The organism is Fervidibacillus halotolerans (assembly GCF_026547205.1).
In the GTDB taxonomy this organism is placed as follows: Bacteria; Bacillota; Bacilli; order Bacillales; family Caldibacillaceae; genus Fervidibacillus; species Fervidibacillus halotolerans.
In genome coordinates this window covers 1180936-1193265 of the sequence record NZ_CP106877.1, presented here as the reverse complement: position 1 = coordinate 1193265, position 12330 = coordinate 1180936, and the positions used below count along the sequence as shown (strand labels likewise).

At 38.9% G+C, this 12330-nt stretch carries 8 protein-coding genes; all 8 read left to right on the top strand.

The window, feature by feature from the left end; all coding sequences use genetic code 11:
* Nucleotides 1-139: 139 nt before the first annotated feature.
* The 8 genes from OE105_RS05575 to nusA all read left to right on the top strand — a co-directional run bounded on the left by OE105_RS05575 (nucleotide 140) and on the right by nusA (nucleotide 12322).
* The gene (locus OE105_RS05575; RefSeq protein ID WP_275421754.1) at nucleotides 140-907 is read left to right on the top strand and encodes an undecaprenyl pyrophosphate synthase; all 768 of its coding nucleotides are present in this window, start codon (nucleotides 140-142) and stop codon (nucleotides 905-907) included.
* Between the two features lie 15 nt (nucleotides 908-922).
* Nucleotides 923-1720, top strand: a complete 798-nt coding sequence (locus tag OE105_RS05570) for a phosphatidate cytidylyltransferase (protein ID WP_275421753.1) — start codon at nucleotides 923-925, stop codon at nucleotides 1718-1720.
* Between the two features lie 59 nt (nucleotides 1721-1779).
* Nucleotides 1780-2949, top strand: a complete 1170-nt coding sequence (gene dxr, locus OE105_RS05565; protein ID WP_420842575.1) for a 1-deoxy-D-xylulose-5-phosphate reductoisomerase — start codon at nucleotides 1780-1782, stop codon at nucleotides 2947-2949.
* Between the two features lie 37 nt (nucleotides 2950-2986).
* Nucleotides 2987-4240, top strand: a complete 1254-nt coding sequence (gene rseP / locus OE105_RS05560) for an RIP metalloprotease RseP (protein WP_275421751.1) — start codon at nucleotides 2987-2989, stop codon at nucleotides 4238-4240.
* Between the two features lie 74 nt (nucleotides 4241-4314).
* Complete coding sequence (locus OE105_RS05555) at nucleotides 4315-6015, top strand: proline--tRNA ligase (protein WP_275421750.1); 1701 nt, start codon at nucleotides 4315-4317, stop codon at nucleotides 6013-6015.
* 145 nt (nucleotides 6016-6160) lie between these two features.
* Nucleotides 6161-10468, top strand: coding sequence for a PolC-type DNA polymerase III (locus OE105_RS05550; RefSeq protein ID WP_275421749.1), 4308 nt, complete (start codon nucleotides 6161-6163; stop codon nucleotides 10466-10468).
* A gap of 179 nt (nucleotides 10469-10647) precedes the next feature.
* Nucleotides 10648-11115, top strand: coding sequence for a ribosome maturation factor RimP (gene rimP / locus OE105_RS05545; RefSeq protein WP_275421748.1), 468 nt, complete (start codon nucleotides 10648-10650; stop codon nucleotides 11113-11115).
* A gap of 49 nt (nucleotides 11116-11164) precedes the next feature.
* The gene (gene nusA / locus OE105_RS05540; protein ID WP_275421747.1) at nucleotides 11165-12322 is read left to right on the top strand and encodes a transcription termination factor NusA; all 1158 of its coding nucleotides are present in this window, start codon (nucleotides 11165-11167) and stop codon (nucleotides 12320-12322) included.
* The last annotated feature ends 8 nt before the right edge of the window (nucleotides 12323-12330 follow it).

Genomic DNA, 12330 nt, shown 5'->3' with positions numbered 1-12330 from the left:
AATCGTTCTTTCTCATCCTTTACTTTTTATTTCCCTTTATCGGATAATAAAAAGGAGTAGGAAAAGAAAATGGGTAATCGTAAAATGGTGAAATGATTGTTGAGAAAATTTTGGATGAAATCACTGGAGGATCAATCGAATGTTCCAAAAATGGTTAAAGATACCGAAGGCGGAATTGCTACATAAACGGATTGAACGAATAAAATCGATGGACATCCCTTCACATATAGCTATTATTATGGACGGGAATGGTCGATGGGCGAAAAAAAGATCCCTTCCCCGAATCGCAGGCCATCACGAAGGAATGAAAGTGGTCAGAAAAATAACGATGTTGGCAAACGACCTTCATGTTGATACGCTTACATTGTATGCTTTTTCCACGGAAAATTGGAAAAGGCCGAAAGATGAAGTGAATTATTTAATGAAACTCCCCGAACAATTTTTGGACGTATATCTTCCAGAATTAGTCGAAAATAATGTACAAGTGCGAATGATTGGCATAAAGGAACAAATACCGAATCATACTTTACGGGCGGTGGAAAAGGCGATTGCTGATACGAAAGAAAATACTGGAATGGTTTTAAATTTTGCGCTAAATTATGGAAGTAGATTAGAAATACTTAATGCGATTAAATCCATCATAAAGGATGCAAAAAATGGTATAATAAATGAAAATGATTTAACCGATGAACTGTTTTCCCAGTATTTAATGACGAAAGATTTTCACGATCCCGATTTGCTCATCCGCACGAGTGGAGAAATTCGTTTAAGTAATTTTATGTTATGGCAAATTGCTTATACCGAACTTTGGTTTACAGACGTTCTTTGGCCCGACTTCAACGAACAATTATTTTTAGATGCCATCGAACAATATCAAAAACGTTCCCGCCGTTTTGGGGGAATATAAGGGTGAGGTTTTTCCATGAAAGAAAGAATTTTGACGGCCATTGTTGCCGCATTGATATTTTTACCGATTGTATATATCGGTAAATTCCCGTTTATTATACTGATTTATTTGATGGCTTCTGTTGCCTTATTCGAAATGTTGCGTATGAAACAAATCCCTACTTTTTCACTTGCAGGAATCGTTTCTTTGTTATTATTATGGGTTTTCCTTTTTCCAGTCGAATATGACTTTACTTTTGTACATATAGATATGGCAGTAAAAGGAAAGGTCTTTTTATTTCTCGTGTTAGTTTTATTAACGATTACTGTCATAACGAACAATCGCTATTCCTTTGATGAAATTGGGTTTACCATCTTATCCGTTTTATATATCGGTACAGGTTTTTATTATTTAATGGAAACGAGATTTATGGGGATTCTCTTTATCTTTTTTTCTTTATTTCTTATTTGGGCAACGGATTCTGGGGCATACTTTATCGGAAGAGCGATTGGAAAGAGGAAACTCGCTCCATCCATTAGTCCGAATAAAACGGTGGAAGGTTCAATCGGTGGAATTTTTTTCGCCCTCATCGTTGCGCTTTTATTTTATTATCTATCCGATATTTCTAATGGGATTGATTTTGCCCGTTTTATTATTTTTTCCATCATTTTATCCGTTTTCGGTCAACTTGGTGACCTAGTGGAGTCTGCATTGAAACGCCATTACGGTGTAAAAGACTCGGGATGGATTTTACCTGGACATGGGGGGATTTTAGATCGGACAGATAGTTGGCTATTTGTCATGCCCCTTTTTCAATTTTTATTTAACTTGTAAAATATAAGTGGAGAAGGATACATCAATAGGATCATCCTACCTGATAGGAGATGAAATCGTTGAGTAGGAAAGGGATTAGCATTCTAGGTGCTACTGGTTCAATCGGCAAACAAACGTTGGATGTGATACGAAATCATCGGGATGAATTTGAACTAGTCGCTTTTAGTGTTGGGGAAAATATCCCTTTAGCGAGGAAAATCATTGAAGAATTTCAACCGAAACTTGTTTCAGTGAAAAATAGGGAAGACTGGAGCCGTTTAAAATCGGAATATGTAGGGAATATCCATTTTGTATACGGTATGGATGGATTAATTCAAGTGGCGATTCATAACGATACCGATGTTCTTGTCAACGCAATTTTAGGCAGCGTCGGATTATTGCCCACTTTGAAAGCGATCGAAGGAAGAAAACGTATTGCCATTGCGAACAAAGAAACCCTTGTTACAGCAGGACATCTTGTCATGAAGAAAGCGAGGGACTTCGGCGTTGAAATCATCCCAGTGGATAGTGAACATTCCGCTATTTTTCAATCGTTAAAGGGAGAAAATCAGAAAGAGATTAAAAAAATTATTTTGACCGCATCAGGTGGCAGTTTCAGGGACTTAAACCGAGAACAATTGAAATCCGTTACTGTTGAAGATGCACTAAAACATCCAAATTGGTTGATGGGTGCGAAAATTACAATCGATTCTGCAACTATGATGAATAAAGGCTTAGAAGTGATAGAAGCCCATTGGCTATTCGATGTTCCTTATGATCAAATCGATGTTCTCCTCCATCGGGAAAGTACGATTCATTCGATGGTAGAGTTCCAAGATAAAAGTGTGATCGCCCAATTAGGAACACCGGATATGCGCATTCCAATCCAGTATGCCCTTACGTATCCGAAGCGGATTCCAAATGAATCGGAATCGTTGGATTTAGCCAAATTAGGCACCCTTCATTTTCAACCGATGGATATGAAACGATTCCCTTGTTTGCAATTCGCCTACGATGCAGGGCGAATCGGTGGAACGATGCCAGTTGTGTTAAATGCTGCGAATGAAGTGGCTGTCAATGCCTTTTTAGAAGGTACAATTCGATTTTTGGAAATTGAAAATTGGATTGAACGGGCGATGAATCAACACCATTCGATTCCAAATCCAGATCTGGAGACGATTTTGAAAGTCGATGAAGAAACGAGAAACGAAATGAAAAAATGGGGTTCGAAAGAAAAATGGCGAACGTAACCAACGATATATTTTACCATAAAGGTGGTTTTTTAAAATGAGCACATTTAGCACAGTGATTGCTTTCATTATTTTATTTGGAGCCCTCGTATTTTTTCACGAACTAGGGCATTTCATTTTTGCTAAACGAGCCGGTATTTTATGTCGAGAATTTGCGATCGGTTTCGGTCCAAAGGTATTTGCTTGGAAAAAAAATGAAACGATGTATACCATTCGCCTTCTTCCCGTTGGCGGATATGTCAGGATGGCTGGTGAAGATCCAGAAACGATCGAACTCCGTCCCGGTCTAATTGTAGGTCTGATTTTGAATAATGAAGGAATCGTTCAAAAAATTGTTTTGAACAAAAAGGAACAATATCCAGAGGCGAAGATTGTCGAAGTAGAACAGGCAGATATGGAAAGGGAATTAGTCATTCGCGGTTATGAAGAAGGGGAAGAGCAGGTTAATCGTTACCCCGTCGATGAAAAAGCCTGTTATGTGGAAAATGGTATTGAAACACAAATTGCTCCTTGGAATCGACAATTTCATTCAAAACCGTTACTTGCAAGGACGTTGACCATTTTTGCAGGACCCTTATTTAACTTTATTTTGGCAGCAGTAATCTTTATTTTCTTAGGAATCGTCCAAGGAAACCCGTCGGATGAACCGAGATTAGGTAAAATTACACCGGATGGATCTGCCATTGAAGCAGGTTTGCAGGAAGGGGATATCGTTTATGCAATCGATGGGGCAGAAGTAACAAGTTGGCTAGACATCGTTGAGGTCATCCAGGCAAATCCAGAAAAAACGTTAACGTTCCAAATAGAAAGAAATGGGGAGTTTTTGGAAATTCCAGTCGTTCCTCAAAACGTTGACGGGGGAGGTAAAATCGGAGTGTATCAACCGATGGATAAATCCCCGTTGAAAGCTTTTGTTTTAGGATTTGAACAAACCGCCTTTTGGACGAAACAAATTTTTATTATTTTAGGAGATCTAATCACTGGTGGATTTACCATCGATGCTCTGGCTGGTCCTGTCGGCATTTATGCATCGACGGAGATCGTCGCCCAAACCGGTATTTTTAGTTTAATGAGATGGGGAGCCCTATTGAGCATCAATTTAGGCATAATGAATCTTTTACCGATTCCAGCCCTTGACGGGGGAAGGTTAGTGTTTCTGGGCATCGAAGCTGTTAGAGGGAAACCGATTGATAAAAATAAGGAAGGCTTCGTCCATTTTATCGGTTTTGCATTACTCTTTTTGTTAATGCTAGTCGTAACGTGGAACGATATTCAACGGTTTTTTCTTTAACTGATTGACAATTTTCAAAATATGTTTACAATATTAAATAATTATTTGAAACTGGTAAAAATTAGAGGTGCAATATGAAGCAAAGTAAAATATTTATACCTACATTAAGGGAAGTTCCTTCTGAAGCAGAAATTAAAAGCCATCAATATTTAGTTCGGGCAGGATTTATACGGCAAGTAGCAAGTGGGATTTATACTTTCCTCCCATTAGGTAAAAGGGTATTGCAAAAAATCGAAAATATTATTCGTGAAGAAATGGATGCGATCGATGCAGTTGAAATGTTTATGCCTGCCCTTCAACCTGCCGAATTATGGAAGGAAACAGGTCGTTGGTACTCTTACGGTGCTGAATTAATGCGGATGGAAGACCGTCATGAACGTCCATTCGTGTTAGGTCCCACCCATGAAGAAGTCATTACAAGCCATATTCGGGATGAAATTAAAAGTTATAAACGGCTTCCGCTTACCGTCTACCAAATCCAAACGAAATTTCGCGATGAAAAGCGACCCCGTTTCGGTCTATTACGTGGTCGGGAATTTATTATGAAAGATGCGTATTCCTTCCATACGAATAAAGAAAGTTTAGATGAAACATACGATTTGATGTTTCAAGCATATTCGAATATTCTGAAACGTCTTAGTTTAAATTATCGTGCAGTAATTGCCGATTCTGGAGCAATCGGTGGGAAGGATACCCACGAATTTATGGTTTTATCGGATACTGGGGAAGATACGATTGCCTATTCGGATGAATCGGACTATGCAGCCAATATTGAAATGGCAGAAGTAATCACGAAATACGACAAAAAGCAGGAAAATGAAAAACCGTTGGAAAAAGTCGACACAAAAGACCACAAAACGATTCAAGATGTGGCACAATTTTTACACGTTTCCCCTTCCGATTGTATTAAATCTATCTTATTTGTCGTTGATGACGAATTTGTTCTCGCATTAGTAAGGGGAGATCATGAAGTAAATGATGTGAAATTAAAAAACATACTCGATGCTTCGGTTGTAGAGATGGCAACACCGGAACAAACGGAAGAAATCATAGGCTGCCCGATCGGGTTCGTCGGGCCAATTGGGACAAAAAATGTAAAAATTATCGCCGATCATGCAATCAAGTATGTCGTTAACGGCGTTTGCGGGGCAAATGAAGTGGGTAAACATTTTATCAATGTGAACCCCGATCGGGATTTCCATATTGACCAATATGCCGATCTTCGATTTATTCAAGAAGGTGATCCGTCACCTGATGGTAAAGGGACGATTAAATTTGCTAAGGGAATTGAAGTCGGTCATGTGTTTAAGTTAGGTACCCGTTACAGTGAAGCAATGAATGCAACCTTTTTAGATGAAAAGGGAAAAAGTCAGCCGATGATTATGGGATGTTACGGAATTGGTGTATCCCGTTTGCTCGCTGCCGTTAGTGAACAACTAGCAGATGAAAAAGGTCTCGTATGGCCAAAATCAATCGCCCCTTATATGGTTCATTTGATCATCGTCAATACAAAAGATCAGACCCAAATGGATTTAGCAACGGAAATTTACAAACAGCTCAAGGAAAGAAGAATTGAAGTTCTCTTCGATGATCGACATGAGCGGGCTGGGGTGAAATTCGCAGATGCGGATTTAATCGGTATTCCATATCGGATTATCGTTGGAAAAAATGCTAGCCAAGGGATTGTCGAATTAAAAGAGCGTAGCACAGGCGAGTCAAAAGATATAAAGAAAGAAAACTTAATATTAGAGATCGATCGAATTGTTCAGGCTTGATTCTTTTAGAGTCAAGCTTTTTTCAGCTAGAGTTTAAGGAAATACGCCATCAGTTTGTAACGTTTCCGCTTATGTTATAATGAACGTTGATGAAGTTTTGAGGAAAGGGAAGACATTTCTTTTTCCTTGTTAAGGGGGGAAAAAATTGAGTGAACAAATAGAACAGGAAAAACGGCAACGGTTTCAAATATTGCTAAGCCAAATCGGACTGAATAAAGATGAATGGATGCCTTATTTTCAAAATGGAAAAATAGAAAAATTAGTCGTTGAAAGGGAAGCGAAAACATGGAACTTTCATTTTTCCTTAGAGTCGATCCTACCTTTTTCCGTTTTTCACCAGTTCGAATTTCATATGAAAAAGGCTTTTCAACATATAGCCAATGTTCATTTCACAATAGAGTCGAAAGAAAAACAATTCGATCCTTCCTTCGTCATTGAGTATTGGAATTATTGTATAAATCAATTGGATGGAATGTCACCGGCTTTATTATCTTTATTAAATGAACAAATACCGAAAATACAGGGGAATAAGATATCTGTATATGCAAGAAATGAGATGGAGGCCTTAACATTAAAAAAGAAATACGGCCAGACTATCTCCCAAATATATCAACAGTTCGGTTTCCCTCCTCTTCTATTTTCCATTGAAGATCAATATAAAGAAGATAATGGGGAATATGAAAAATTCCTAGAAAAAAGGAAACAAGAAGATGAAATCCGGGCAAAACAAGCAATCGTGGAGATAAAAAAGAAAGAGGTACAGGTCGAATCCAAACAAAAGGAAGGACCTGTTATCATTGGTTATCCGATACAAACTGATCAGCCGATTCGTAAATTGGAAGAGATTACCGATGAAGAAAGACGAGTCGTCGTTGAAGGATATATTTTTGAAAGTGAAACGAAGGTACTGAGAAGCGGTCGAACATTGTTAGAATGTAAGATTACAGACTACACGAATTCGATTTTAGTGAAAATGTTTTCCAAAGATACGAAGGAAGACGGTGAAAAATTAAAACAAATCAAAAAAGGAATGTGGGTTCGTGTTCGTGGGAACGTTCAAAACGACACCTTTGTTCGTGATCTCGTATTAATTGCAAACGATATTAATGAAATCAGTGGAAAGGAACGGCAGGATACGGCCAAAGATAAACGGGTAGAATTACATTTGCACACACCGATGAGCCAAATGGATGCTGTCTCTTCCGTCGATGCACTGGTCGGTCAGGCGAAAAAATGGGGGCATCGAGCCATTGCCATCACCGACCATTCAGTAGCCCAATCCTTTCCGGAAGCGTATTATTCTGGAAAAAAACATGGGGTTAAGATCATTTACGGTATGGAAGCAAATATTGTAGATGACGGTATTCCTATCGCTTACAATCCGACCCATCGAAAACTCGATGAGGAAACGTACGTTGTTTTCGACGTGGAAACGACCGGGCTATCTGCCATTTACCATACGATTATCGAACTTGCTGCGGTTAAAATTCAAAATGGGGAAATCATCGATCGCTTCGAATCCTTTGCGAATCCGAAGCAACCATTATCAGCTACGACGATTGAACTGACCGGCATTACCGATGATATGGTGAAAAATGCACCAGATGTTGAAAAAGTATTGGAAGATTTTTATGAGTGGTCGAAAAATACTACGTTAGTAGCTCATAATGCATCCTTTGATATTAGTTTTTTAAATGCGGGATACGATCGAATTGGATTCGGAAAAGTAAAAAACCCAGTGATCGACACCCTTGAATTAGCCCGATTTTTATATCCAGAGTTGAAAAATCACCGTTTAAATACATTGGCCAAAAAATTCAATGTCGAATTGACGAAACATCACCGGGCAATCTATGATGCGGAAGCTACGGGACACCTTTTCATTAAAATGATCAAGGATGCAGAATCGAAAGGAATTTATTATCACGATGAATTAAATGAATTAGGGAAAAATGAAACGGCTTATCAAAGGACACGTCCATTTCATTGCACAATACTCGTCAAAAATCAAAAAGGACTAAAAAATTTATTTAAACTCATCTCCCTATCCCATATCCAATATTTTTATCGTGTTCCGCGCATACCGCGTTCTGTTTTACAAACGTATCGGGAAGGATTACTTATTGGATCTGGATGCGGGCTGGGAGAATTATTTGAAGCAGCCCAGCAAAAACCGACCGAAGAATTAGAAGAAATCGGGAAATTTTACGATTTTTTTGAAGTTCATCCAAAAGAAGTATATCAGACCGGAGAAGTTTTTGAATCGGAAAAACAAGTAGAAGATACGATCGCAAAAATTGTTTCCCTTGGTGAAAAATTAGATATCCCAGTCGTCGCTACGGGCAATGTCCATTATTTGAATCCGGAAGATAAAATCTATCGAAAAATATTAATTGCCTCTCAAGGTGGGGCGAATCGACTGAATCGACAAAACTTGCCTGATGTTCATTTCCGTACGACGGATGAAATGTTAACTTCCTTTCGTTTTTTAGGAGAAGAAAAGGCGGAAGAGATCGTCATCAAAAACTCGAACAAAATTGCCGACTTCATTGAAGATGTTAAACCGATCAAGGATGAATTGTATACTCCGAAAATCGAAGGGGCAGAAGAAGAGATTCGATCGATGAGTTATGAACAAGCTCGAAAAATATACGGTGATCCGCTACCTGAAATCGTTGAAAAGCGATTGGAAAAAGAATTAAAAAGTATCATTGAAAATGGATTTGCCGTCATTTATTTAATTGCCCATAAGCTAGTAAAAAAATCCCTTGATGATGGCTATCTGGTCGGATCTAGGGGATCGGTTGGTTCTTCCTTTGTTGCAACGATGACGGGCATCACAGAAGTAAATCCGTTACCCCCCCATTATGTTTGTCCATCATGCCAAAACTCTGAATTTTTCAATGACGGTTCGGTCGGTAGTGGATTCGATTTGCCCGATCAAAATTGTGCGAAATGCGGGACATTGTATAAAAAGGATGGCCATGATATTCCTTTTGAAACGTTTCTAGGTTTTAAAGGGGATAAAGTTCCAGATATTGACTTAAACTTTTCTGGAGAATATCAACCGACAGCACATAATTACACTAAAGTATTATTCGGTGAAGACTACGTATATCGGGCAGGAACGATCGGTACAGTGGCTGACAAAACCGCTTATGGGTTCGTTAAAGGATATGCAGAAGATCATCAGTTAGTTTTGCGACAAGCGGAAATCGATCGGTTGTCGAAGGGTATGACGGGTGTTAAACGAACGACAGGTCAACATCCTGGTGGAATTATCGTCGTTCCAGATTATATGGATATTTATGATTTTACTCCGATTCAATATCCTGCAGATGCCCAAGATTCTGAGTGGCGAACGACCCATTTTGACTTCCATTCGATCCACGATAATTTATTGAAATTGGATATACTCGGTCACGATGATCCGACCGTCATCCGGATGTTACAAGATTTAAGTGGTATTGATCCAAAAACGATACCGACGGATGATCCGGAAGTCATGAAAATATTCAGTTCTACCGAACCTTTAGGCATCACTGAAGAACAAATTATGTGCAAGACGGGCACCCTTGGTATTCCAGAATTTGGTACACGTTTCGTCCGTCAGATGTTGGAGGAAACGAATCCGACGACCTTTTCCGAACTTGTACAAATTTCCGGATTATCCCACGGAACCGATGTATGGTTAGGAAATGCTCAAGAATTAATTCAGAGCGGAACATGTTCTTTAAAAGAAGTGATCGGTTGTCGAGATGACATTATGGTTTATTTGATCTATCAAGGAATTGAACCATCCCTTGCCTTTAAAATTATGGAATCGGTTCGAAAAGGGAAGGGTTTAACGGAAGAAATGGAGTCGGCGATGCGTAAGCAAAACGTACCGGATTGGTATATCGACTCGTGCAAAAAAATTAAATATATGTTTCCGAAGGCCCATGCCACTGCTTACGTATTGATGGCTGTTCGAATTGCCTATTTTAAAGTTCACCATCCTTTACTGTTTTATGCAGCCTATTTTACCGTTCGCGCAGAGGACTTTGATTTAGAGGCGATGATTCGTGGTTCAAATGCGATTCGTGCAAGAATCCTGGAAATTGAGGAGAAAGGAATGGGTGCTTCCCAAAAGGAAAAAAACTTGTTAACGGTGCTAGAAGTTGCCCTAGAAATGTGTGAAAGAGGATTTTCCTTTACAAATATCGATCTGTATCGTTCGTCAGCAACAGAATTTATTATTGATGGCGATTCACTAATTCCACCGTTCAATGCGGTCCCAGGCCTTGGAACATCCGTTGCGATGAATATTGTTAAGGCTAGGGAAGAAGGAGAATTTTTATCGAAAGAAGATTTACAAAAACGCGGTAAGGTTTCGAAGACGATCTTAGAATATTTAGAAAAACAAGGTTGTCTCGAATCGTTACCGGAACAAAACCAATTATCGCTTTTTTAAAGGAATGCCTATTTGCATAAACATTTTCGTTATGGTATATTCTTTATTGAAAGTGTAATCTTTGGTTTGAAACAAAGAGTGGGATTTCCCACTCTTTCCTATTTGTATGGCATCCTTTTTAACATGGTCTATCCTAGGACTTTATTTATAAAGGACTTTTTTATGTAAGGAGGGGTTGTATGAGTAAAATAGCCCAAACGGTCCATGATTTAGCATTGCCGATTGTCCGTGAGCTCAATATGGAAATCGTGGATATAGAGTATGTAAAAGAAGGAAAAAATTATTTTTTACGTGTGTTTATCGATAAAGAAACCGGGATAGATATTGAAGACTGCGAAATGGTCAGCGAGCGTTTAAGTGAAAAATTGGATGAAGTTGATCCAATTCCACACAATTATTATTTAGAAGTATCCTCTCCCGGTGCGGAGCGTCCACTTAAAAGGAAAGAAGACTTTGAAAAATCCGTTGGAAAACGGGTTTACATAAAAACATATGAACCGATTGAAAAGGAAAAAATATTCGAAGGAACATTAACGAATTTTGACGGTGAAAATGTATATGTCGAAATCCTAATCAAAACGAGAAAAAAGCAAGTGATGATACCGTTGAAAAAAATTGCACTTGCTCGTTTGGCCGTAAGTTTTTAATGTATTCGAAAAGATCAAAAAGATCAAATTAAGGGGGATACCGCAAAAAATGAGTAACGAATTATTGGATGCCTTGGATAGACTAGAAAAGGAAAAGGGAATTTCTCGAGATTTATTAGTCGAAGCAATCGAAGCTGCATTAGTTTCTGCCTATAAACGAAATTTTAATCAGGCGCAAAATGTTCGTACCGATTTTAATCTTGAAACGGGATCGATGAAAGTTTTTGCTCGAAAGGAAGTCGTCGATGAAGTATTTGACACCCGATTGGAAATTTCTCTGGAAGAAGCGAGAAAAATAGATCCGAACTATGAGATCGGTGATATTGTCGAAATTGAAGTAACGCCGAGAAATTTCGGTCGAATTGCAGCCCAAACAGCAAAACAAGTCGTTACACAAAGGGTGCGTGAAGCTGAAAGGGGAATTATTTTCGAAGAATTTTCCGATCGGGAAGATGATATCATGACGGGAATCGTTCAACGAAAAGATCATCGATTTGTGTATGTCAGTCTCGGTCGAGCCGAAGCACTTATGCCTGTACATGAACAAATGCCCAATGAAACTTACAATCATAACGATCGAATAAAGGTATACATCACGAAAGTAGAAATGACGACAAAGGGACCGCAAATTTTCGTTTCTCGTACCCATCCAAATCTTTTAAAAAGATTGTTTGAACTGGAAGTGCCGGAAATATATGAAGGAGAAGTAGAAATTATGTCCGTAGCCCGGGAAGCAGGGGATCGATCCAAAATCTCTGTTTATTCAGCAAATAAAGATGTCGATCCAGTTGGAGCGTGCGTCGGACCGAAGGGTTCTCGGGTTCAAGCAGTTGTGGATGAACTCTGTGGAGAAAAAATCGACATCGTAAAATATTCAAAAGATCCTGTTGAATTTGTTGCAAATGCCCTTAGTCCTTCCAAAGTATTAGATGTCCTCGTCAACGAAGAGGAGAAATCGACCGTTGTAGTCGTCCCAGATTATCAATTATCCCTCGCCATTGGTAAACGTGGACAAAATGCCCGATTAGCGGCGAAATTAACCGGTTGGAAAATTGATATAAAAAGTGAAACAGACGCAAGAGAAATGGGGATTTATCCAAGGGAAGAACCTTTCTTCTCGGAGGATGTAATTATGGAAGCGAATAGTCAAGATCAAGAACAAGAACATCTATTGGTCGATGATGAACTTCCACAAGATAAAGAGTAAGGGGTGGT